The sequence below is a fragment of the Halomicroarcula saliterrae genome, assembly GCF_031624395.1.
In the GTDB taxonomy this organism is placed as follows: Archaea; Halobacteriota; Halobacteria; order Halobacteriales; family Haloarculaceae; genus Haloarcula; species Haloarcula saliterrae.
This window is the reverse complement of the sequence record NZ_JAMQON010000003.1, coordinates 363,368-386,230: the sequence shown is the minus strand read 5'-3', so window position 1 is coordinate 386,230 and position 22,863 is coordinate 363,368. Positions and strand designations below refer to the sequence as shown.

22 protein-coding genes and 1 tRNA gene are annotated in these 22,863 nt (G+C 67.2%); 11 read left to right on the top strand and 12 right to left on the bottom strand.

Going from position 1 to position 22,863, the window contains the following annotated elements:
• Window positions 1-134: 134 nt before the first annotated feature.
• Entirely contained in the window at window positions 135-1,523 is a 1,389-nt protein-coding gene (locus NDI56_RS13175) for an FAD-binding oxidoreductase (protein ID WP_310920004.1), read from the top strand.
• Between the two features lie 54 nt (window positions 1,524-1,577).
• Window positions 1,578-2,213, top strand: coding sequence for a CPBP family intramembrane glutamic endopeptidase (locus NDI56_RS13170; protein ID WP_310920003.1), 636 nt, complete (start codon window positions 1,578-1,580; stop codon window positions 2,211-2,213).
• A gap of 15 nt (window positions 2,214-2,228) precedes the next feature.
• On the opposite strand, the gene NDI56_RS13165 is transcribed toward NDI56_RS13170, so the two are convergent.
• The 10 genes from NDI56_RS13165 to NDI56_RS13120 all read right to left on the bottom strand — a co-directional run bounded on the left by NDI56_RS13165 (window position 2,229) and on the right by NDI56_RS13120 (window position 13,771).
• Window positions 2,229-3,500: a YcaO-like family protein gene (locus tag NDI56_RS13165; RefSeq protein WP_310920002.1), complete on the bottom strand. Its 1,272-nt coding sequence runs from the start codon at window positions 3,498-3,500 to the stop codon at window positions 2,229-2,231.
• Complete coding sequence (locus tag NDI56_RS13160; RefSeq protein ID WP_310920001.1) at window positions 3,497-4,570, bottom strand: TOMM precursor leader peptide-binding protein; 1,074 nt, start codon at window positions 4,568-4,570, stop codon at window positions 3,497-3,499. The genes NDI56_RS13165 and NDI56_RS13160 overlap by 4 nt, the downstream gene beginning before the upstream one ends.
• Entirely contained in the window at window positions 4,567-5,487 is a 921-nt protein-coding gene (locus NDI56_RS13155; protein ID WP_310920000.1) for a SagB/ThcOx family dehydrogenase, read from the bottom strand. The genes NDI56_RS13160 and NDI56_RS13155 overlap by 4 nt, the downstream gene beginning before the upstream one ends.
• Window positions 5,488-5,681: 194 nt before the next feature.
• Window positions 5,682-5,807: a hypothetical protein gene (locus NDI56_RS13150; protein ID WP_310919999.1), complete on the bottom strand. Its 126-nt coding sequence runs from the start codon at window positions 5,805-5,807 to the stop codon at window positions 5,682-5,684.
• Window positions 5,808-5,998: 191 nt separating this feature from the next.
• Entirely contained in the window at window positions 5,999-6,799 is an 801-nt protein-coding gene (locus NDI56_RS13145) for an ABC transporter permease (protein WP_310919998.1), read from the bottom strand.
• Window positions 6,786-7,805 (bottom strand): ABC transporter ATP-binding protein, encoded by a 1,020-nt coding sequence (locus NDI56_RS13140; protein ID WP_310919997.1) that lies wholly within the window; start codon window positions 7,803-7,805, stop codon window positions 6,786-6,788. Before NDI56_RS13140 ends, NDI56_RS13145 begins: the two co-directional genes overlap by 14 nt.
• Before the next feature lie 136 nt (window positions 7,806-7,941).
• Window positions 7,942-8,014, bottom strand: a tRNA-Pro gene (locus NDI56_RS13135).
• A gap of 56 nt (window positions 8,015-8,070) precedes the next feature.
• Window positions 8,071-9,927: an SLC13 family permease gene (locus NDI56_RS13130; protein ID WP_310920134.1), complete on the bottom strand. Its 1,857-nt coding sequence runs from the start codon at window positions 9,925-9,927 to the stop codon at window positions 8,071-8,073.
• Between the two features lie 75 nt (window positions 9,928-10,002).
• Window positions 10,003-11,571 (bottom strand): hypothetical protein, encoded by a 1,569-nt coding sequence (locus NDI56_RS13125; protein ID WP_310919996.1) that lies wholly within the window; start codon window positions 11,569-11,571, stop codon window positions 10,003-10,005.
• 64 nt (window positions 11,572-11,635) lie between these two features.
• Complete coding sequence (locus NDI56_RS13120; protein ID WP_310919995.1) at window positions 11,636-13,771, bottom strand: DEAD/DEAH box helicase; 2,136 nt, start codon at window positions 13,769-13,771, stop codon at window positions 11,636-11,638.
• Between the two features lie 172 nt (window positions 13,772-13,943).
• Here NDI56_RS13120 and NDI56_RS13115 point away from each other — a divergent pair, with 172 nt between their 5' ends.
• From NDI56_RS13115 to NDI56_RS13080, 8 genes are all read left to right on the top strand, one after another.
• Window positions 13,944-14,849, top strand: a complete 906-nt coding sequence (locus tag NDI56_RS13115) for a GAF domain-containing protein (protein ID WP_310919994.1) — start codon at window positions 13,944-13,946, stop codon at window positions 14,847-14,849.
• Window positions 14,846-15,544: a DUF7504 family protein gene (locus NDI56_RS13110; RefSeq protein WP_310919993.1), complete on the top strand. Its 699-nt coding sequence runs from the start codon at window positions 14,846-14,848 to the stop codon at window positions 15,542-15,544. The genes NDI56_RS13115 and NDI56_RS13110 overlap by 4 nt, the downstream gene beginning before the upstream one ends.
• A 49-nt stretch (window positions 15,545-15,593) precedes the next feature.
• On the top strand, window positions 15,594-16,775 hold the full coding sequence (locus tag NDI56_RS13105) for a site-2 protease family protein (protein ID WP_310919992.1): 1,182 nt from the start codon (window positions 15,594-15,596) through the stop codon (window positions 16,773-16,775).
• A gap of 73 nt (window positions 16,776-16,848) precedes the next feature.
• The gene (locus NDI56_RS13100; protein ID WP_310919991.1) at window positions 16,849-17,700 is read left to right on the top strand and encodes an eIF2B alpha/beta/delta subunit family protein; all 852 of its coding nucleotides are present in this window, start codon (window positions 16,849-16,851) and stop codon (window positions 17,698-17,700) included.
• A 124-nt stretch (window positions 17,701-17,824) separates the two neighbouring features.
• Window positions 17,825-18,664, top strand: coding sequence for a DsbA family oxidoreductase (locus tag NDI56_RS13095; RefSeq protein ID WP_310919990.1), 840 nt, complete (start codon window positions 17,825-17,827; stop codon window positions 18,662-18,664).
• A 322-nt stretch (window positions 18,665-18,986) separates the two neighbouring features.
• Window positions 18,987-19,409 carry a DoxX family protein gene (locus tag NDI56_RS13090; RefSeq protein WP_310919989.1) on the top strand — a complete coding sequence of 141 codons (423 nt, stop codon included), beginning with the start codon at window positions 18,987-18,989 and terminating at the stop codon, window positions 19,407-19,409.
• A gap of 6 nt (window positions 19,410-19,415) precedes the next feature.
• Window positions 19,416-20,204, top strand: a complete 789-nt coding sequence (locus NDI56_RS13085) for an alpha/beta hydrolase (RefSeq protein ID WP_310919988.1) — start codon at window positions 19,416-19,418, stop codon at window positions 20,202-20,204.
• Between the two features lie 165 nt (window positions 20,205-20,369).
• Entirely contained in the window at window positions 20,370-20,729 is a 360-nt protein-coding gene (locus NDI56_RS13080) for a winged helix-turn-helix transcriptional regulator (RefSeq protein ID WP_310919987.1), read from the top strand.
• Between the two features lie 65 nt (window positions 20,730-20,794).
• Here the strand turns inward: NDI56_RS13080 and NDI56_RS13075 are convergent, their stop codons facing one another.
• Together NDI56_RS13075 and NDI56_RS13070 are read right to left on the bottom strand one after the other, a co-directional pair.
• Window positions 20,795-21,307 carry a DUF8108 domain-containing protein gene (locus NDI56_RS13075; protein WP_310919986.1) on the bottom strand — a complete coding sequence of 171 codons (513 nt, stop codon included), beginning with the start codon at window positions 21,305-21,307 and terminating at the stop codon, window positions 20,795-20,797.
• A 66-nt stretch (window positions 21,308-21,373) separates the two neighbouring features.
• A complete protein-coding gene (locus NDI56_RS13070) occupies window positions 21,374-21,991 on the bottom strand; it encodes a class I SAM-dependent methyltransferase (protein ID WP_310919985.1) in 618 nt (205 codons plus the stop codon).
• A gap of 81 nt (window positions 21,992-22,072) precedes the next feature.
• Here NDI56_RS13070 and NDI56_RS13065 point away from each other — a divergent pair, with 81 nt between their 5' ends.
• The gene (locus tag NDI56_RS13065) at window positions 22,073-22,843 is read left to right on the top strand and encodes a sugar phosphate isomerase/epimerase family protein (RefSeq protein ID WP_310919984.1); all 771 of its coding nucleotides are present in this window, start codon (window positions 22,073-22,075) and stop codon (window positions 22,841-22,843) included.
• Window positions 22,844-22,863: the final 20 nt, after the last annotated feature.

The window sequence follows — 22,863 nt, the reverse complement described above, 5'->3', positions numbered from 1 at the left end:
ACCGGCACGGTTCCGTATACTGCACTGATATTTTCAATAAATATAATAGTTTGAAGCGACACAATATGTAGTACGACAGTGCATCTCTCACAGAAACGTGTGGCCATGTGCGTCCCGGTCAGGAGCACCGCGCTATGAGTACGAGAGAGCTATCGGCGGACGCGACACGGAGGCTGAGAACCGAGGTCGACGGACAGCTCGTCGAGCCGGGCGACGAGGGCTACGAAGCGGCCCGGACCGTCTGGAACGAGCGGGTCGACAAGCATCCGGCAGCAGTCGTCCGCAGCTCCGGACCGGCCGACGTCGTGGCCGCGGTGGCGTTCGCCCGGGAACGTGACATCCCCCTCTCGGTGAAGGGTGGGGGACACCACCTCGCCGGGACAGCGGTCGTCGACGACGGGCTCGTCATCGATATGTCGATGCTGGACGGCGTCGATATCGATGCCGAGGCCCGTCGGGCGACCGTGGGGGCCGGAGCCACCTGGGGCGAGTTCTACGAGGCCGCTGCTGGGTCCGGGCTCACCACGGCTGGCGGGGTGCACCCGGGAACCGGCGTGGCTGGACTGACACTGGGCGGTGGTCTGGGACTGCTGGGTCGCAAGCACGGGCTCACGGTGGACAACCTCGTCGGGGCGACGGTGGTAACGGCGGACGGTCGCATCGTCCGTGCGGCTGCGGACGAGAACAGCGACCTCTTCTGGGCGCTGCGGGGCGGGGGCGGGAACTTCGGAGTGGTGACCGAGTTCGAGTTCCGGCTCCACGATATCGGCCCCGAGGTGGTCGGTGGGAAGCGCCTCTATGCGTACCGAGAACCCGCGGCCATGCTCCGTGCCTACCGGTCGGTGATGGCCGACGCACCGGACGAACTCATGTGTATGGCCGGCGTCAGGTCGATGCCACCCCATCCCCGCATCCCGGAGCCGGTCCGAGGGACGGAGGCGTTCACACTGCTGACCTGCTTCGCGGGCCCGACGGACGCGGCGGACGAGGCACTCGAAGCGCTCGGAGAACTCGGTGACCCGCTCGTCGACGGGGTTCGGCCGAGGTCGTACACCGGGCTCGTCGAGGAGCAGAGCGTCCCCGACGACTACCACTGGTACTCGAAGGCGCGGTATCTCGACGAGCTCACCGACGATGCCATCGACACGATCGCGTCGTGCACGGAGTCGCCCCCTCCGGAGTTCTCCCGAGTCACACTCGAACCGATGGGCGGTGCCATCAGTCGTGTCGACGACGACGAGACGGCCTTCGCCCACCGGGACGCGGGCTACTCGTTCAGCGTCTGGACGGGCTGGACGGAGCCGGCCCTCGAGCAACAGCACGTCGAGTGGACCCGGGCGTTCCACGACGCCATGGAGCCCCACGCCACAGACGGCGTCTACCTGAACTATCTCGACAGGGACGACGGCGGCAGAGTCGGGGACGCGTTCGGCGGACACGGGGCCCGGTTGCGGGAAATCAAGGACCGCTGGGACCCCGACGGGCTCTTTCGGATAGACAGGGGCATGGAGTCGAGAGGATGACTGCCCGGCGTGCCGACGACCGGTGGGGGTGACCGCACGAGGATGGGACACCCGATGACGGAGCTGCTCTGGCCGCTCGCAATTCTGACCCTGCCCGTACTGCTGCTGGGGTACATGGCAGGCGTTACACGACTCGCCCAGCACCTCCTGACGCCGTCACGGACGCTGACCGCTACGGATTTCGTCTGGCTCTACGTGCCCTTCCCCGTGGTGGTCGTCGGCGTCTACCTCGCTACCGTCAGGCCCGCGGTCCCCGTGTTCGAGCCCCTCTATCTGGTCGCAGTGCCCGTGGGAGCAGTCCTGTACTACGGGACGACTATCGCGTGGCAACAGTACACGGGCGAGCCGATACGGGCCGGTCATCGGAGCCTCCTCGGTGTCGCCCCGGGACTCCTGCTGGCGTTTCCCGAGGAGCTGCTGTTCCGAGCGGGGCTCGCACCGCTGATGGATCTCGTCGGTCCCGTCGGATACACGCTCGTCTCGGCGGTCGCGTTCGGGCTGTACCACCAGTATCTCGGCCGGAAGGAGGTCGTCTTCAAGACCCTCTTCGGTGGGGCGCTCTGTGTCTCGTATCTGCTCGCCGGGTCGGTTGTCGTACCGATGCTCGTCCACTTCGGGTACAATCTGGCTTTCGGCCTCTTCGTCACCGGCCGGGGGCCGGTGTACAACGCGTTGGCGGCACCGGAGTGAGCCGCCCGCGCAGGCTCAGGGGAACGGGTGCGGTTTCTCGACGAGGTCGGCCGCCGAGAGGTCGGGGTGCTCGGTCGGCGGGTGACTGGGCGGGGTGAGCCCGACCAGTTCCGGGACGACGACGCGGGCGACATCGATGCCACCCCGGCGGATGTCGTCGCTGGTGACGTCGACAGCGATGGGGGTACAGTCGGCCTCGTCAAGCAGGGCGAGCGTCTGCTGGAGGCGCTTTTCGACCGACCACTCGTCGACAGGCGGCCCCGATTCGGGGTCGGGGCGGACGGTGCCGCCGCCGAACAGAAACGAGACCTCGTCGAAGTTCGACGGCGAGCCGTAGTAGCAGACGTTCTCGCCGAAGGCGAACCCGGTGTCGCCGTGTTCGAGCGAGTCCGGGTCGGTGTCGAGCGCCAGGCTGTGTGCGTACGACCACCCCTGACAGACCTCCACAGCGGCCTCCCGTAACGCGGCGCGGGCGTCCAGATGGGCACTGCCGGCGAGCAAAAACTTCGGGTACGCCTCCCGTTCGCTGACCAGCGCGCCGCAGTACGTTGGCACGTCCACCCGCGACCTGATATCGAGGAGGTGTATCGACAGGTCGGTGTCCGGGTTGATTCGGGAGAGAGTCTCCTCCAGGGCCGGTATCTGGGCTGTCTCGACGCGTTGTGGTGTCCTGTGGTGCCACCAGGTCCGCATGAGACCGTCTCGTTCGATTAGCTCGTACAGCGCCCACAGGACGGCGGCCTGCAGGGTCGGGCCGGCCGCCAGCCCGTTCGACGTGCTGAACAGCCGACTGGGCTCGTCCTCCATGACGCGGAGGTCGTTCCAGACGAGTTCCGCGGGCACGTGGACCGTCTCGCCGGTATGCAGGTCGGTCCCCGCGCTCCACAGGAGTTCCGTCTCTCTGGTCAGGCCGTCGTCCGACAGGGACCGGAACGGGTTCAGGGAGTCGAAATCGACGACCCGTTCTGACGCGTCGAGCGCCGCGTGACTCGCCCGCCGCATCGACTCCGGGTCCGGCCAGGACATCGCGTAACGCTCGGCGAACTCACCGAGACACGACACGAGCGAGCGCTGGAAGTCGGTCCCCTTCCCGGTTATCTGTAGCTCGACGGACCGGTCAGTCCGGAACGTGTAGCCGAGGTCACAGAGGGACGGCGTCGTCTGGCACACGTCCGGCGAGGCCCGTTCCGAGAGGTGGTAGATGACCTCCGAAACCAGTCCGCTCTTCGCGCCGACGAGGCGGTGCAACCCGGGTGGACAGTCCGCGTCCGTCGTCTCGATGTTCATCCGTCACCGCCGTCGAACCGCGCTGCCGCGGCTTCGATATCCGAGACGCCCCCGAACCGGCTCACCGCGTCCGTCTCCGGCCCGCAGGTGTCACAGCGCGGGAGTTTCAGTACGTCGTTGCACTCGACGGAGAGTCTGGTCCCGTCCACCACGAACACGCGCCCCGCGGTGAAGCCGGTTCCGAAGGCCAGGAGATTGACCAAGTCCATCACGAGATAGCCGGCGAGCATCCGTTCCAGTCCGGGCAACCGGAGCTGTGTCGCCTCGGGGCGCTCGGCGAAGTGCTGGCGGAAGGACCGGTACCGGGAGGGGTCGGAGACGTTGGCCATCGTCCGCTCCGTGAAGCAGTCGAAACAGGCCGTCTCACCGGGGAATATCGTCGGTCCGACGAACCCGTCGAACCCGTGGACCCGCACCGAACTCCAGGGAGTGCCGTGTTCCTGTGTCGCCTCGTCGACGCTGGAGACGAAATTCGGGTCGGGCCGAGACGCCGTGTGGACGACGAAATCCGCCGCGGCCACCGCCTCGTCCAGAGACGCCGCGTCGAATTCCACGACGCCGTCGCCGGCGTCACCGTCCACCGCCGCGTCGGCGGTCGGATTTACGAGGCCGACCTCGGAGAGACCGAGCGACGACAGGTCCGTGGCTATCTGGCGCTGCATCGCGCCAGTTCCGACGAGGAGAACGCGGCGAGATTCGAGGCGCTGTCGCTCCGACTGGTCGAACTGGTCGCGGAGTCGGAGATGCGCCCACGCTCCGGGGTCCCGGTCGGCCGCGTCGTAAACGACGGCCTCGTCGGCGAGCGTCCGGAGGAACTGTGTGACTTCCTCGTGGTCCGCCTCCTCGACCGGTTCGAGGAGGGTCTCTACGTGCGTCTCCCCGTCGATACCGTCGAGTATGTCGGCGATTACGCCGTCGCCGTCCGCGTCGTGAACCGTGTAACTCGGGCCCGTCCAGGGACCGATACAGATCTCTATCGTGTTCCGGTCCACCTCGATCGGAACGAACGCAGGGTTGAACGCCGGATACGCGAGGTCCTCGGCGAGCTGTCCGACCGGGGTCTCGCTCATCGGTCTGCCACCCGGGGAGACCCGATCACGATAGACGAGAGGACGCTCTCGTCGACGCCGTCGACACCGAGCGTCTGTTCGACCGCCCGGTCGACGAAACCGTCGACGTGGACGGCGCCCAGTCCCAGCCCGGTCGCCGCGAGCAGGAGGTTCTGTCCGGCGTAGCCAGCCTCCATGAGGACGTGTCGGTACCCCCTCTCACCGTATTTGGCCCGGGAGCGCCAGAAGGCCGCGGTCAGGAACACGACCGCCCCAGCCGACTGCAGGTCCATCGAGTCGGCCGTGATGAACAGCTCGTCGAGTCGGTCGGCGACAGGCCCGTCGTCCACCCCGAGCCGCCGCAGCCCGTGTCGCCCGGGAGTGTAGTGGTACCAGCCGGGGTCGAGACCATCCCTGCCGTTGACGACGGCGACGTACTGTTCGACCGGGTAGAGGCCACCGGCCGAGGGATAGGCCCGGACCGGCTTCTCGACCGGGTCGCCGTCGGCGTCTCGTCCCATCACGCTGGTGCCGGTCGTACCGAAGCTGTGGCCCAGTAGCGTAGACAGCGTGCTCGGCGAGAGTCCGGTTCCGTCGTACTGCTGGACGCTGCGTCTGGCCCCCAGCGCGTCCGACAGCGAGCAGTCGAGGCTCGACGGCGGCGGGAGGTCGACGAGCGGCCGCCCGTCGTACTCCGGATCGATGTTCGAGACGGCGAAGGCGACGCTGTCGTCGGTCAGGAAGTAGGTAATCGACCTGTCCAGCCGGAACCTGTCGTGGGCGACGTTCTTGGTGTTCTCGTGGTAGCATTCAGAGAGGTGCTGTCCGCCGAACTCTTTCGTCCGGTACGTTTCGTACGGCGTGGCCGCTGGCTCGACCGAGCGGGGGTTGTAGGTCTGACTCTGTAGTTCTCGAAGGGTGTCGACGTTCACGTTCATCTCTTTGCGGTGACATGGGGGAACTAGCGGCGGGTCCACTGCCGTACGGCCCATTCGGTCGCGTCCGAACGCCGTCAGTCTCCCCCGAAACTGTTGTTCGGTACCACAGACACCGAAACGCGACAACAGCACCCGCAGGGACGCCCTTACCGGTGCTGTCGTCGGCTGTTCGAGGCCGATAGGACTGGGAGCAATCAGGTCAGGTCGTCGTCCGGCTCACAGTACCACAGGTCCTCGCACTCTTCGGTGCAGCAACAGCAGTATCCTGCCGAAACTGGTGCCGATGCATCGTCGTCGGTGGTCGCGATCTCGATTTGCATTGGTTCGGTCTCCATCGCCCGCCGAAGTGGCAGGCGTTCTGATATTTGAAACAGAGTGTTATTAATCCTGTCATTAAAGAGATTGAATTATGTGTTTTTGAACCGGTTTTAATTGGCCTGCGCTATCGAGTTGGCTGCGGTACGGAGTGCCCGTATCGCCGCGGGGCCCGTCACAGCGACGGTACGACTCGTCAGTAATCGCCCAGGATACCCCGCCGTTTGCTCACGGCTATCGCGTAGCGGAAAGCGAGATAGCCAAACAGCAGGTAGCCCGCCGAGACTGCGGTCACGCCGAGGAGGTCGGTGGGCGGGAGTTGCCAGATTGGCGTCCCCTCGGTGACCACCAGGACGAGCAGATCCGTCCCCCAGGCCAACGGGAGAAGCTTCGCCAGTGGCGACGACGGCGCCCCGACGGCGCCGATGAGGAGGAACTGAACGATGATGAAGACGCTACTGACACGTTTGTACACGAGCGCCAACCCGCCGAAAGCGTACCCGAGTCCCGTCGCGGACACCATCGTCACGAGGACGAGCGGTGGCAGACTGACCGGGTCGAGGGATATCCAGTGCTGGGTCGTGACCAGTAACAACGCGAGAATCAGGACGCCCCTCGACAGTGTGAACAGCAGTTTCGCGGCTATCCGGGCAGTGAGCACTGCGAACAGGCCGAAGGGACTCATCGTCGTCTGCTCTAGCGTCCCCCACTCGGCCTCCCGTTTCAGGGTCCTAGCCGAGGACTGAAACGAGCCCCACGACATCGACCAGACGAAGTATCCGATGATTATCGCGGTCAGGTTCCCGTCGATGATGGCCGGTACCACTGTCCGCACACCGAGAAACAGGAGCACGAATATGGTGTAGTTCACCCCGATAGCGGCGAGCGTGTCGAACCAGTACCGGCGGAGGATGATGTACTCCTTCTCGAAGACGACCCGCCAGAGTGCCACCAGACTGCGGTCGGCCCGACCCGAGGCTGACTCAGTCGCGTTCATTTCGAGCACCTGCGACCAGTCCGTCCGGCGCTGGGCCGTCGTCTTCCAATTCGAGCGCGGACAGGAAGACCGTCTCGAGGGTCCCTTCGACCGCCCGGAGCTTCTTCAGTCGCATCTCTGAGCGCCTGAGCGTCTCGACGAACTCGTAGACGTCCGTCTCGTTTCGCAGAATCACCTCGAAGGCCATCCTGTCGGCGGACCACTCCAGGTCGTAACCGTCGAGCGACTCACCGGTGGGGACCGGCTCCTTGAGGACGACGCGGTACCGCCTGATGTCGAGTTCGTCGAGTAGCGTCTCGACGTGGTCGTCGACGATTATCTCGCCGTCCTGGAAGACGAGTACCCGGTCACAGATGTCCTGAACGACGTCCATATCGTGACTCGAGATGACGATGGTCCGGTTCTCCTCCGTGGCGAGTCGGCGAAGCTCCGACCGGAGGTCCCGGCTGGCTTCGATGTCGAGTCCGAGGGTCGGTTCGTCGAGGAAGACGATAGGGGTAGAGCGGGCGAGCACACAGGCCAGACAGGCTTTCTGCTTCATCCCCCTGGAGAGGTTTCTGACCCGTTCGTCGGCTTTCTCCTCCAAGTTGACGAGCGACAGCAGCCGGTCGTGACGGTCGGTCGCACCGTCGGGGCGGATTCCCTGCAGTCCGGTGAAATACCGGAGGTTCTCCCGGACAGTGAGACGCCAGTAGAGGTTCCGTGCCCCTTCGAGGAGGCCGCCGACCTCGTTGTAGATCTCCCGGGAGCTCTCTGCCACGTCGATTCCGTTGACCTCGATACTCCCCGTGGTCGGCTCTAGCAGCCCCAGTATCGACTTGATCGTCGTCGTCTTTCCTGCCCCGTTGGGTCCCAGAACCCCGACTATCTCCCCGCGGTCTATCCGAAACGAGACGTCGTTCACAGCCGTCACGGTACCATCGCTACTGGAGAACTCCTTCGTCAGTCCGGTCACACTGATGGTTGCAGACTCGCTGCCCGTGCCAGACTGCGAGGTCCTCGACATGTGGAATTTTTAATCAAGCTACAGGATTAAAAATTTCGGTGAGATGGAACGAACGCTGTGAGAGACAGCGGGCACTGCCGTTCGCCGTCGCTCGAAGGAGCATCGAGAGGTGGTCGGTCGCGCCAGCCGTGAAAAGTGGGATCGCCCAGATTTGAACTAGGGGCACGGGCACCCAAGGCCCGAAGGTTACCAAGCTACCCCACGATCCCGTATCTCACAGTGTGGCCGTCTCCGAGTAAAGGGTTTCGTTGCTCGGCCCGCCGTGTCACGCCGGGGCAAGGCCCCAGAAGAAGGCGATACCGAGCGTCGTCACGACGGCGAACACGGCCTGCAGGGGCGCGCCGACTTTCAGGTAGTCGGTAAAGCGGTAGCCGCCGGGCCCGTACACCAGGAGATTGGTCTGGTAGCCGACGGGCGTCATGAAGGCCGTCGAGGCGGCGAAGGTCACTGCCAGCACGAACGCGAAGGCGTTGGCGTTCAGCTGTCCCGCCGCCTCCACGGCGACGGGAATCATCAGCACGACGGAGGCGTTGTTCGAGATGATGTTCGTGAGCACGGCGGTGACGACGTACATCAGGCCCAACACGAGGATAGCGGGCAGGCCGGGCGCGGCGAGGACGAACAGGTCGGCGATGAGGTCCGCGCCGCCGGTCTCCTGGAGGGCGATGCCCAGCGGGATGACGCCGGCGAGGAGGAAGATGACGTCCCACTGGACGGCGTCGTAGAGCTCGCTGGGTCGGAGACAGCCGGTGAAGAGCATCGCCAGCGAGCCGGCCAGCGCCGAGACGACGATGTGGACCTGCGTGAGCGCGGCGACGCCGACGACGCTCGCGACGATGCCGACGGCGACGGGAATCTTCGACTTGCGGTAGTCGGGGCGTTCGACCTCCTGGGCGACGATGAAATCGCGGTTGACGTCGAGGCGGTCGATGCTGTCGACGGTGGCCTGCACGAGCAGGGTGTCGCCGACCTTCAGTCGAACCCGATCCATCCGCTGGCGGACGAGGTCGCGCCCGCGCCGCAGGGCCAGCACGGTCGCGTCGTAGCGCTGGCGGAAGTTCGCGGAGGCGAGCGTCTCGCCGACGAGCGACGAGCCCGGCGCGACCACGAGTTCGATGAGGTTCTGCTGGTCGCTGGCGCGTTCGAGCTCCGCGTCGTCGACGGCGTCGGGAACGACGTCCAGCCCGTCGAGGTCGAGCAGCTCGACGAGCGTGTCCCGGTCAGTCCGGATGGCGAAGACGTCGCCGACGCGGACGACCTTCGGGCCGAGCGGTTCGAGGAAGGTTCGTCTGTCCCTGACGAGCTGGACGACGTCGACGTCGAGGTCGGTCCCGGACAGGGCCTCCTGGACGGTCTGGCCGACGATGGGGGAGTCCTCGCGGACGACCACCTCGGTGAGGTACTCGCCCATCTCGAACTCGTCGGTGAGGTCCTCGCGGGGCTGGATGCGGCCGGGGACGAGCCAGCGACCGACCGTCAGCAGGTAGACGGTGCCGACGATGGTGACGACGATACCCAGCTGCGTGAACTCGAACATGCCGAACGGCCGCCCCAGCAGTTCGGCCGACAGCTGCGAGGCGAGGATGTTCGTCGAGGTGCCGATGAGCGTGAGCATGCCGCCGAACATCGACGCGTAGGAGAGCGGGAGCAGGAGCTTCGACGGCGAGATGTTGCCTTCGTGTGCGATATCTGTCACCATCGGCAGGAGGATGGCGACGGCGGCGGTGTTGTTGATGAAACCGGAGATGGGACCGACCAGTCCGACCGTCGCACCGAGTTGCTTCGTCTCGCTGTCGCCGGTCAGCGAGGAGAGCCTCGCGCCGAGCAGCTGGACGATGCCCGTCCGCTGGACGCCGTCGGAGAGAATGAACATCGCCAGCACGGTGATAGTCGCCGTCGAGGCGAAGCCCGAGAGCCCCTGTGTGAGCGGGGAGATGTCGTCACCGGGCTGGTGGAGGACGTACAGCGGACCCTCCAACAGGCCGACATCGGCGAGCGTCAGCGTCACAGGTTCGACGGCGAGCAGGGCCACCATCACCGCGATAGCGGTCACGTCGACCGGGACCAGTTCGGTCGCAAAGAACAGGAGGGCAACGAGTATCAGCGCGAAGACGAACGCCATCGCGGGCGTAATCGGTGGCAGCGACACAGTACCCTCGTAGACAGGGGGAACGAAAAGCGTGGGGATTGGCGTCGTCTAGACGTCCGACTCCAGATCAGAGAGCAGCGAGTCGTAGCTCCGGGCGAACACCGGCTGTTGCCGTATCGAGGTGCCGGCGACCTTGAACACCGGAATCGCCAGCGGGCCGTCGGCGCCCTCGACGACGACGGCGTCGGTCGCCGTCTCGTCGCTCCACTCGGCGTCGAGTTCGCGGACGAGCACTTCGCCGAAGTAGCCCCCGAGCTCGGTCGAGACGCTGGTGAACACGCGGTCGTCGAAGGTGTCCTCGCTGCCGAAGGTGGCCGCGTCGAACCGGTCGTCGTCCCACTCGGCGCTGACGAGCGCGTCCAGCCGCTGGAGCGAGTCGGGCGTGTAGTCGAGGCTGTACTCGGTCCAGAAGGAGACGAGCTCGTCGGCCTCCGCGGCGTAGGTCGCGCGCGGTTCGTCGAAGGTCGTCGAGTCCGGCTCGCTGGGCTCGCCGGCCGGCGGGCCAGTCGGCGAGTCGGCCTCGGCCGCTGGCGGCGTCCCGGTCGACTCGCCGTCGTCGAACAGCGACTCGGAAGGGGCCGGCGTCGCCGAGGCCTGGGTCGGCTCCCCGGTCTCAGGCGCCGCCGGTTCGCTCGACCCGTCCTCGAACAGCGCCTCCGACGGCTGGTCGGTCGGTCGTGGTTCCGTCGACGGCTGGTCGGTCGCCTCGGCCCCGTCGACCGGCGGCTCCGAGGCGATGTCGGGCTCGGCCTCGTCGATGAGTGGGTCGGCTTCCGGCTCCTCGGCCGCTGGGTCGACGGCCTCTCGGTCGGCTTCGCCCGGGTCCTGAGTGTCGTCGCTCGTCCCCCAGTCGCTCGGGCCCCAGTCGCCCGTCGTCCCGTCGTCAGTCGATGTCTCGTCGGCCGCAGGTTCGTCAGTCGATGTGTCCTCCATCGGTTCCTCGGCCGACGCTTCGTCCGTCGGTTCCTCGGCCACCGCGTCGTCAGTCGTCTCGTCCTCGGCCGACGCTTCGTCCGTGTCCGCCGTCGGGTCGGCGCCGTCGGTCGACCCGGCGTCGTCCGAACCCGGGGCCGAGCTGTCGGTCGGCGCGGTCTCCGACTCGACCGGGTCGCCGTCGAGTCCGACCTCGACCGCGGCGCGGTCCGCGACGGCGGCGAACACCGACCCCGTGGTTATCGAGCGCTCCGCCACGTCGAAGACGGCGACGGTAGTGCTCCCGTCGGCACCGGTGATAGTGACACCCCAGTCCGGGTCACGCGTCCACTCGCCGTCGTAGACCCGTATCAGCACCTCGCCGAGATAGCAGCCAAAGCGGACGGCGTCGGTCGCGTAGGTTGCCGGCGCGTCGGAGGTGGCGAGTTCCTCGTCGTATCCCGCGTCGATAGCGTCGTCGAACTGTTCCAGCGAGTCGAGCGAGAAGTCCAGTTGGTCGACCTCGCCGGCGACGGCGGCGGCCCGCTCGCGGAGCGCCGCGGCGTCTAAGTCGCGCGTCTCGACCAGTCCGGACTGTGTCCCGTCGCCGGTCGAGTCCGCGGCGCCCGACTCGTCGTCAGCCGACGACGTGGTCCCGGACTCGCCGCCGCCGACGACACGCCGGATACTGTCGAACAGCCCCATGCACACCGCAAGACTGTGTGACTACAAGAAGGTACGGCCCGAATGTCGGTTCGCTGACTATCTCTCAGTGTTCGTCGCGCAGCTCCATCCCCGCGACGATGTCGTACGGGTCCTCGCCCTTGCGGATGCCGTCGAGCAACTGGAACGACTCGTCCGGCGCGAGGAAGTGCCGAGTGACGGCCCGGCCCAGCGGCGTCGGGGAGAGCCCGTCGATAAAGTCGTATTCGAGGAGCTTCCCCAGAGCGTGTTTCGTGGGCACCTCGCCGACCATCCGGTCGTTGAGCCGCTTCGCCTGCTTGCCGGCGACGGTGACGTTCGCCAGCGTCTCCTCGACGGCCGCGCCCTCGTCGTATCGGGTGATTACCGGCTCCATCTCCCCCTTGAGGAGCCTGAACGCCACCTCGTCCTCGGTCATCTCCATGCTGTTGTGGTACGTGCAGTCGGGCTCGACGAGGACGTAGACCGTCCCCTTGTCGTGGTAGTCGGGCCGGCCCGCCCGGCCGAGCATCTGGCTGAACTCCTGGACGGTGAGCCACTCGATACCCATCGCCAGCGAGTCGAAGATGACCTGCGAGGCGGGGAAGTCAACCCCGGCGGCGAGCGCCGCGGTCGTCACGACGGCGGCGAGTTCCTGGTCGGCGAACTGCTTCTCGACGCGCTTTCGCTTGCGGTTGTCCAGTCCGGCGTGATACGGGGCCGAAGAGTAGTTCAGCTTCCGGGATATCTGGTGACAGCGCCGCCGAGAGTTGGTGAAGATGATGGTCTGGCCCCGGTACCCCTTGCTGGATTTCGTGTCGAAGGCCCGCTTGACGAGCTTCTTTTCCGTCTCTATCTTCTCGCGGCCGTCGGCGAAGGTGACGTGGCGTTCGATGGGGACCGGGCGCTCCTCGAACTCGATGAGCGTCGCCCGGAGCTTCTTCGCCAGCTGGCCGGGGTTGCCGACCGTCGCCGAGAGGTAAATCCACTGGGTGTCGCCGTACTCGCGGGCGTTTCCTCCGCGGTTCGTTTCACTCTCCGCTTTGGTCCGAGACGTTTCACGTCTCGCCTCGCCCGCTCGCTCGTTCCGGGACGACTCCGTCATCCCGCGTTCACAGTAGTACTTGAGCCGCGAAATCAGGCCGTCGAGTCGGTGGCCTCGTTCGTCCTCGCCCAGCGTGTGGACCTCGTCGATGACGACCGTTCCGATATTGCCGAGGTCTTTGCCGGTCCGCAGCGCGTGGTCGATACCCTCGTAGGTGCCGACGATGATGTCGGCCTCCGGGTCGAACCGACCGCCCTCGTCGGCGATACGGCTCGCCCCCACACGCAAGGAAACGTCGACCATGTCGCCGTAGCGGTCCTGGAAGTCGTCGTACTTCTGGTTCGCCAGGGCGACGAGGGGCACCAGAAAGAGCATCTTGCCCTCGCCGTTCAACACCCTGTCCAGCCCGGCCATCTCGCCGACCAGAGTCTTGCCCGTCGCCGTGGCCGACACCACGAGCTGGTCCTCGCCATCGGTCGCGCCGTGTTCGACGGCGAGACTCTGGACCGGCAGGAGCGTATCGAAGCGCGATTCCAGCCGGTCCTGAACGCCGGGGTGGAGCCCCAGCGAGTCCACGCGGACGGGGTCGACGTCCTCGGTCGTGGCCGAGATCTCGTCGAACTTCGTCAGGTCGGGGTCGAGCTGCCCCGACAGGAGGTTGGTGATGCGGTCCAGGTCCTGGACCTCCAGCAGGAGCTCTTCGAGGCGTTTCCGGGCGTCGCCGGTGATCGAGCCGTCGAAGGCGAGCTGGCGGTCGAGCTCCTCGCTCGCGCAGTCGGGGCAGATAGACTCCCCGTCGGCCGCGATGGCTGTCTCGCTCGTGATAGGCGAGTACCGCCCCGCCGACGCGCAGAAGCGACAGGTCCGGACGACCTTCGCGTCGAGCTGATAGCCGTCGAGCATCTCCGTGATGCGCTCGCGGGCGACGGGGCCGGTCTGCTGGGAGATGCGGATGCGGCTCGCGCGGCGGGCCAGCTCGACGAACTGGTCGGGCGAGCGCAGCTGCTCGCCGGAGCCGTCCTCGATGCGGAGCCGGCGGGGCCGGGGCCCCGCGTCGGTCTCTTTCAGTTCGAGAACCCCGCGAAAGAGTCGCGACCCGTCGCGCTGGGCGACGACGCGAACGTCCTCGCCGTGTTCGTGGAGAAACAGTGTCTCCACCTTCCCAACCTGCTGTGACACGGCTGTAGGTACGACTGGGGAGCTACTTTACTGGCTCGGCATGGGCTCGGCGCGGATGATAATGTCACACGTTCAACTTTTACCCGTCGGACGAGAAAGCCGTGTATGCGCCCTGAACGAGCGACAGGGGAACTGATAGCCGGAGACCGGCCGCGTCGGGAGCCCTGACCCCATGGGGGACATCCAAGTCCTCTACGTCGACCCGGACGCGACCGCGGGGACGTCACCGCTGCGAGAACTGGTCGCCGACCCCGCTATCGAGGTCTACCGCGAAACTTCGATCGCTGACGCGGTGGCCACACTCGGCGAGCGGGTCGTCGACTGCGTGGTGACGGAGTACGACCTCCCCGACGGGACCGGGGTAGAGCTGGTCACCACGCTCCGGGAGGTCGCCCCCGACACCGGTGCGATTCTCGTGACGGACGACTCGCCCGTCCGTATCGCCGAGGAGTCCCCTGGCGGACCCGTCGCCGAGTTCGTCCCCAAGAGCGTCCCCGAAGTCGGTGCCCGCGTCGTACAGCTCGTCAAACACACCGCGGCCAACCGGAGCCAGACCTCGTATCCGCTCCCGCCCGACGAGCGGGCGCGCCTCGCCGCGCTGGCGACCATCGACCTCGACGACGAGCTGCTGGGGCGGGCCGTACAGCGAGTAACCGAACTGGCCACCGAACACTTCGCGGTGCCACAGAGTTCGGTGAACATCATCACCGAACGGACCCAGGAGTTCCTGGCCAGTGCCGGCGGCGAGTTCGAACCGACCCCCCGAGAGGACTCGGCGTGTACCTACACGATTCTCGACGACGGCGTCTCCGTAATCGAGGACGTCGCGGCCGACCCGCGTTTTCCCGACGTCACCGACGATACGGCCATCCGCTTCTACGCGGGGGCGTCGCTCACCACGCGGGAGGGCCATCCCGTCGGGACGCTCTGTGTCTACGACGACGAGCCGCGGGTGTTCAGCGAGGCCGACCGCGCCTACCTCTCCCTGCTCGCGGACGAGGTGACGGACTGGCTGGAGGTCGCCCGCGAGCCGCGGACGGGAGCCGAGCGAGGGGTCGAGGAGGGGGAGTCGCCGTGACCGCGGGAGCGCGCGGCGTTCGGTTCGGGTTCCCGGCACCACTGTTCCCGGACGGCGTCGAACCCGGCACCAACATCCTCGTCAAAGGGCCCGCGGACTCGGGTGCCCGGGAGGTGGCGCTCCGGCTGACACAGCCCGAGCCCTACCGGAACGAGGGGCGGCTCCTGCTGTCGGCGGACGTGAGCGGGCGACACCTGCTGGACCGGGCGAGGGAGGTGAGCGACGGCGTCGACCCCGAGCGGGTCGGGGTCGTCGATTGCTCGGGCATCGCCGACGAGGACCACCGGTTCGACCACCACGACCACATCGAGGGTCCCGGCGACGTCATGGCCATCGAGATGGCCGTCGCCACCCTCTACGAGACGCTCCGTGCGAAAGGGTTCGACCGGATTCGAGTCGGTCTGTTCTCCGTCTCCGCCATGCTCGCTCACTCCGACCTCCGGACTGTCTCGCGATTTATCCACATGCTGACCGGGCGCATCATCGCGACGGGCGACCTCGGCGTGTTCTACATCGACAGCTCACTCGACGGCGACGTGAGTGTCGAGGTCGTCGAGCACTTCTGCGAGTGCACCGTCGAGGTCCGGCGGCGGGACGACGACGTGGAACTGCGCGAGAGCGACTTCCGGGGCGGGAGCAGCGACTGGCGCCCGCTCGACCCGCAGGCGACGAACAGACCGCACCGGCGGTCGTAGCCCCGCGCTGGCACACCGCCCTTATCACCGTCGGCCGCCAACGTCAGGTATGCGACGGTTCCGCATCGGGAGCGCCTTCGGCATCCCCATCCAGCTCGACCTGACCTTCCTGCTCGTCCTGCCGCTGTTCGCGTGGATTATCGGGACCCAGATAGCACAGACGGCGGGGCTGTTGAACAGCTCGCTGGGAACCGGGCTGGACCCGGCGCTGCTGACCGGCGGGAGCCTCGTCTGGGCGCTCGGCACCGTGGCCGCCGTCGGCCTCTTTACCGGCGTCGTCCTGCACGAGCTGGGCCACTCGCTCGTCGCGATTCGGTACGGGTTCCCGATCGACTCCATCACGCTGTGGCTCTTCGGCGGCGTCGCCCAGCTGACCGAGATGCCCGAAGACTGGAAACAGGAGCTGGCCATCGCCGTCGCCGGCCCCATCGTCAGCATCGTGCTGGGGGTCGTCTCCTACGGCGTCTTCCTCGTCTTGCCGGGCACCCAGTCGACGGCCGTCGAGTCAGCCCGCTTCGTCTTCGCCTATCTGGCGGTGATGAACGTCGCACTCGCGGCGTTCAACATGCTCCCGGGGTTCCCGATGGACGGCGGGCGCGTGCTTCGCGCCCTGCTCGCCCGGACCCGCCCGTACGCGCGAGCGACGCAGATCGCCGCCGAGGTGGGCAAGGTCTTTGCCATCCTGCTCGGACTGTTCGGCCTCTTTGTCGCGGGCAACATCTTCCTGGCCGGACTGGCGTTCTTCATCTACATCGGCGCGGCGGGCGAGGCCCGAGAGACGACGATGCGTGCCGACCTGGAGGGCGTGCAGGTCAGAGACGTGATGACCCCGGCGGACCGCGTCACCACGGTCACGCCCGAGGTGTCGGTCCGGGAGCTCGTCGAGACGATGTTCCGGGAGCGCCACACGGGCTATCCCGTCGAGGTCGACGGGGAGGTGGTGGGGCTGGTCACGCTGGAGGACGCCCGCGCGGTCCGGGACGTCGAACGCGACGCCTACACCGTCCGGGACGTGATGACCACCGAGCTGGTCACCGTCGGGCCCGAGCTGGACGTGATGGACGCGCTGAACGAACTGCAGGACAACTCCGTGGGCCGGCTGGTCGTCACCGACGAAGACGGCGCGTTCCGGGGACTGCTCACCCGTTCGGACGTCATGACGGCCCTCTCTATCCTCCGGTCGAGCGACGAGGGCGCTGTCAGAGCGAGCCGGCTTCGGGCGGAGCAGTGAGCCGGGGCGACCACCGGCCGCGTGAGGGCCCGATGGGGGAAGGTCCTTAGTGCCCACTGTCGCATGTACACACATGATAGACGAAACAGTCAGAGAGATAGAGGAGATGCAGACCCAGAGCTCCTCTATCGTCGCCGTCAAGGCCGCCAAAGCCCTGCGCGAGCTGACCGAGCGCGAGTGCCACACCGTCGAGGACTTCTACCGCGTCGTCGAGCGCAACTCGTCGGCGCTCCAGCGGGCTAACCGCTCGCACGCGCCCCTCTACACGACCCAGCAGCGCATCGTCGAGGCCGTCACGGAGTCCGACGCCGACAGCGTCGAGTCGGCGAAGGACGTGCTGGTCGAGGCCATCGACGACGTGGTGACGGAGGTCGAGTCGAGCAAGCAGCGCGCCGCCGAGCGCGCCGCCGAGCTCGTCGAGGACGGGGACGTGCTCCTGACACACGAGAACTCCTCGACAGTGATGGCGACGTTCGACGAGGTGCTCGACGCGGGCAAGGAGGTCGAGACGTTCGTCACCGAGTCCCGGCCCAGGTTCCTCGGCCGCAAGACCGCCCGCCAGCTCGCCGAGCGCGAGGGCGTCGCGGTGACGCTCATCACCGACGGGGCCGCGGGCCACTACCTCGCGGAGGTCGACCGCGTGTTCATCGGCATGAACTGCCTCATCGAGGACGTGGTGTACAACCGCATCGGGACCCACGCCATCGTCGCCACGGCGAACAGCCACGGCGTCCCCGTCACGACCGTCGGCTCCTCCTCGAAGTTCATCGGCAGCGGCTTCACCTTCGAGAACACGTTCCGGCCGGCGAGCGAGGTCATGCTCGAACCCGCCGACGGGTTCGAGGTGGCGAACCCGGGCTACGACGCGACGCCGACGCGGCTGCTCGACTCCGTCGTCACCGAGAACGCCGTCATCGAGTTCTGAGCGGGACCGGCGGTCGGCGCGTCGAGCGCGGCGAGGTTTCGGATGGTAACCCGGCGTAGTCGTCTACACCTGCTTTCCTGTACGCTGCCTGAGATATATCCCCGCGTGACCGGAAGCGAGAGCCATGTCTGCCACAGACACCGCCGGCGGAACGATAACGCAGTACACCGACCCGATGTGCACCTGGTGCTGGGGGTCCGAGCCGGTCGTCCGGCACCTCCGAGCGGCCTACGGGGAGCAAATCCAGTTCGAATACGTCATGGGCGGGCTCGTCGAGGACTTCGAGACGTTCTACGACGCGGCCAACGACATCTCGCAGCCGAGCGACGTCGTCCCCCACTGGGAGTCGGCCTCGGAGGCCCACGGGATGCCGGTCGATACCTCGATATTCGAGACTGACCCCGCACAGTCGACGTATCCGGCGAGCGTCGCGTTCGTCGCGGCGCGCCAGCAGGACCGCCGCGACGCACACAGGTATCTCCGGGCCTTGCGCGAGGCCTACGCCACAGAGGCACGCAACGTCAGCCGGCGTGAAGCGCAGGTCGCCCTGGCCGAGCGCGTGGGCATCGACGTGACCGCGTTCGAGCAGGCGCTGGACGACGGAACGGCCCGGGAACGTTTCGAGAGCGACCTCGCTCGCACCCGCGAGGCCGGCGTCCGCGCGTTCCCGACCTACCGCGTCAGCGGCCCCGAAGGCGAACGCGTCGCCGCCGGATTTCAGTCGTACGACCAGCTGCGAGCCGCGCTGGAGGCGGTCGCCCCGTCGGCAGAGCCCGCCGACCCGCCGTCGGTCCGGGAGTTCGTCGGCGAGTTCGGGCCCGTCGCGACGCAGGAGGTCGCCGAGACCTGCGAACTCGCGCGCGGCAAGGCCAGACAGGTCCTCCAGTCGCTCCACGACGAGGGGGCGGTGGGTCGCGACCCGCGCGGAAACGGCGTGTTCTGGGACAGCCGGCGTGACAGTTGATGAGGCTGGTCCACGACGGCGAGCGGGGAGCGGCGTGACCCGCGAGTGAGAACGTGAATGGTAACAAATTCTACTATTTTTGCCGTTCGTGGTACTCTGGACTTTTCGTGCGCCCTAAGCCCTGAGTAGCCGTTTTACTCCGTCAGATAGCGCGCACAACAGCAGGTGTAGTGCGGTCAACCTGATTTAGTGTAAGTTGCCTGAAGTATATACTGCAGGGGGTCCTCGCACCGTGTGCAACGATGCTACGAAGCGATGTTCGACACGCGGTCGATCCGAATCGGATACAAACCGCCCCCGGTCGCGAGGGGGGTGCGTGCTGATGGCGTTCGCGTCGCCGCTGGCCGAGGGCGCGTTCCTCGCCGGACGGGCGCTGTTCGCGCTCGTGGTCAGCTACCTCGCGCTGGGGAACCTCCTCGACCTCGAAGCGTCGGTCGGGTACGCCCGGAGCAAAGGCGCGCCGCTGGCGTCGGCGACGGTGCCGCTGGGGAGCCTCGGGCTCATCGTCGGTGCGCTGTCGGTGCTCGTCGGGGCCTATCCCGCCGTCGGGGCCGTGACGATACTGGCTATCCTCGCGCCTATCACCGTGGTCATGCACGACTTCTGGACCATGGAGGGCCAGGACCGGCAGAACGAGGAGATACACTTCCTCAAGAACGTCGGGCTGCTGGGCGGCGCTCTGGTCTTCCTCGCGCTGTCCTCGCTGTCGTGGCCGCTGGCAGCGGGCGTGGGGGTCGGCCTCTAACCACCGATGACAGCGATCCAGACGGCTGACGGCCTCGAACTCGACTGCGTGCACCACCCGGCCGAGGGGGACGCCGACGGAACGGTGTTGCTGGCCCACGGCATCACACAGGACATGGACGAGGGCGGGATGTTCACGCGGCTCGCCGAGTTGCTCGCGGCGGCCGGTTTCGACGCCGTCCGGTTTAGCTACCGGGGCCACGGGGACAGCGACGGGCGGCCGCGCGGCGTCACCGTCGCCGGCGAACGCCTCGACTTCGAGGCCGCGTTCGAGCACGCGCGGGCGGCCTTCGACGGGCCGTACTTCGTCGTCGCCAAGAGCTTCGGCGCAGTGTCGACCTGCCTCTCGCTGGACCGGTACAGCGACGCCATCAGCGGGGTCGTGCTGTGGAACCCGGTGCTCGACATCGACAGCACGTTCCTCGACCCACAGACCCCGTGGGGCCGCGAGCAGTTCACCGGCGAGGCGCTGGCCGAACTGCGCGAGTCCGGGTCGCTGCCGCTCGGCGACGGGTTCGAGCTGGGGCGAGTGCTGTACGACGAGCTCCACCGCTACGACCCCGGTGCTCGGTTCGCCGAGCGGTCGATGCCCGCGCTCGTCGTCCACGGCGACGACGACGATATCGTACCCTACGAGCCGACGAAACGGGTCGCAACCGAAAGCGGTGCCGACTTCCACACCGTCGAGGACACCGACCACGCGTTCCAGACGCCCGACGGCGACCCGGTGACCCGCGGCACCGAGCGCGCCCAGGACCGCCGGACCGTCGAGTGGCTCCGGGCCCGCGTCGAGTAGCGCCGAAATATCAGCCCCGTAACTTAAACTCGCTCCTGCGAGCCCTTATGCACCAGCCGTCCGTGCGGTTTTGCTACGTATGCACGCGACTCGGACCTGCACGGAACAGGCGGGCAGTCGACGCGACGGGACGGAACAGCGACAGAGCGGGAGGCGGTGGTAACGATGGCCGCTGACACCGCCGACCGACGGGCGTCGGTCGAGCGACACAACGAGTCGGCCTGTTCGGTCGTGCAGGCCATCGACCGGATCGGCACGCCGTGGCGGCTCAACGTCGTCCACGCGCTCGACGGCGGGGAACAGCGCTTCAACGAGCTCAAGGCCGCCACTGACGCGCGCTCGAAGACGCTCTCCGACGCGCTCGATGCGCTCGTCGAGAACGACATCGTCGACCGACGCATGGAGGAGGCGGCGCCGGTCGCCGTGTACTACGCGCTCACGCCGAAAGGGCGGGAGCTGCTCGACGTGCTGGACGAACTGGACGAGTGGGCACGGCGGTGGGAGGGCGAGTCGTCGGCGACGTAGCTGACGGCTCCCTCGCCGCGGCCGCGCCGAGGGTTTTTGTCCCCGTTATCGGCGGTCACAACGCGTCAGGACTCGGTTAGCGGCTCCGTTCGCTCCCGCCGGTCAGCCGCCGTCTCCTCGCTCGGGACGTCGGCCGTCGCACAGTCGAGACAGTAGGCGTTCCGGCCTTCGCTGTGGGTGTACACCGGCACTCCGGCGAGACAGAACTCCTCCCGGTAGCGCCTGAGTTCTCCTTCACTCACCTGTGTCCCACAGTCGACACAGCGGTCGGTCCGGTGTGGCTCGGAACGCAGGACGCGGTGTTCGACCACGCGGGACCGTCCGAACGTCCCGAGCGAGCGGCGGCGGTCGAGCCGACGGCGAAGTCGGGGGTTGACGAACACGCCGAGCGCGACCAGACACAGCGAGAACAGGACGATGACGGCCGGCACGAGCGGGTTCGACCCGGCGCCACGGAGAAACGCCAGCACGGGGACGACGACGCCGAGCCCGCCCAGGCCGACGAGGAGCCAGCCGGCGAGCGCGTAGAGCACGTCGGAGACCGCGTCGGCGAGTTCGACGGTGTCGGAGGGCGACATACCCGGCGTCTTGTCACGGGCAAATCATAAATCCTGACATCGGCACCGGGCGAGGCGACGCCGGCCTCAGAGCGACCGGAACACGCGAATCGTGTCGCGGTCGGTCGGCTCCCGAATCAGCTGCGCGAAGCCGAGCTGGGAGAAGACCGCTTTCCAGTTGCGGTGATAGAGGGGAAAGTCGTCGTCGACGTAGCTGACGGCCGTCTCGCCGCGGCCGCGCCGGGGGCTGTTGCCCTCGTTCTCGGCGGTGACTAGCAGGTCGGCCGTGATGCGGGCGAGTTCCTCGAACACCCACGTGTCCTCGGGGTGGATGTGCTGGAGCGTCTCGACGGTGTAGACGACGTCGAAGGCGTCGTCGTCGAACTCGCCGACGAGGTCCTCTATCGCTCCGGCGCGGAAGCTCCCGACCTCGGCGAGGCGGGGGTACTGGTCGGTCATCACGTCGAAGGCGTCCTCGTTGATGTCGATGCCGGTGAGGTTCTCGTAGCCCCGGCTCCGGAGGTGTGCGAGGTGGCGGCCGGAGCCACAGCCGATTTCCAGAATCGCGGCGTCGTCGGCGACGTAGTGGTCGAACACGTCGACGAGCGTCTCGCTCACTTCGTTCGGGCCGATTTCGGCGTAGTACTCGGGGGAGTACTTGCCCGAGCGCTCGGCCCAGTCCCGACGGACGTCGTCCGGGTCCATACGCCCGGGGACGGCGCTGTAGGTAAAAGCCGTGGCGGTCCTCGACGAACCGGTGATAGGGCCACAGCCCGAACGCCGCGTATGGAGTTCGGCGTGACCGTCGGCGACGACCTCGACCGACTCGAAAAGACCGCGGCGGACTTCGCGTTCGCCGAGTTCGGCCTCGGTGAGGCGCTGGACGTTCCGGGGGCCATCGACGACGCCCGCCTCGACAACCTGCTGGCCGAGCGCGACCAGTCGCTCGTCGTCCACCTCCCGTTCAAGCAGGACGTGGCGACGCCGGTCCCCGAGATCAACGACGCTATCCTCGCCTATCAGGAGCGGTTGCTCGACTGGGCGGCGGCGCGCGGGGCGCGCAAGGCGGTCCTCCACGCGACCGTCCGGGACCCCTACGACACCGGCCTGCGGTCGACTGCCGCCGACCAGCTCTCGCGCGTCGTCGCGGCCGGGGAGAAAAGAGGAGTCGAGATCGTCGTCGAGAACGTCGGCCACCAGCCCCGCGGGCTCCAGCTCTCCGTGCTGGGCGATATCGCCGACGAGGTCGGTCTCCCGGTGTGTTTCGACGTCGGCCACGCGTACATGGAGGACGGGAACGAGGGTATCGAACGGTTCTGCAAGCGCCACGGCGACCGGATTTCACATCTGCACGTCCACGACGTGCGGGGCCGCGGTGACACGCACATGCCGCTGGGCGCCGGCGAGGTCGACGGCGACCCGGTCGCGCGCCATCTCGACGGCTTCGACGGCACCGTCGCCGTCGAGGTGTTCACCGACGACGTGGCGCTGCTCCGGGACACCGCGGCCCGGGCGGCGTCGTGGTTCGGCGAGTCGGGTGACGCCACTAATTGTTAGATCGTTGAGACTATACCGCC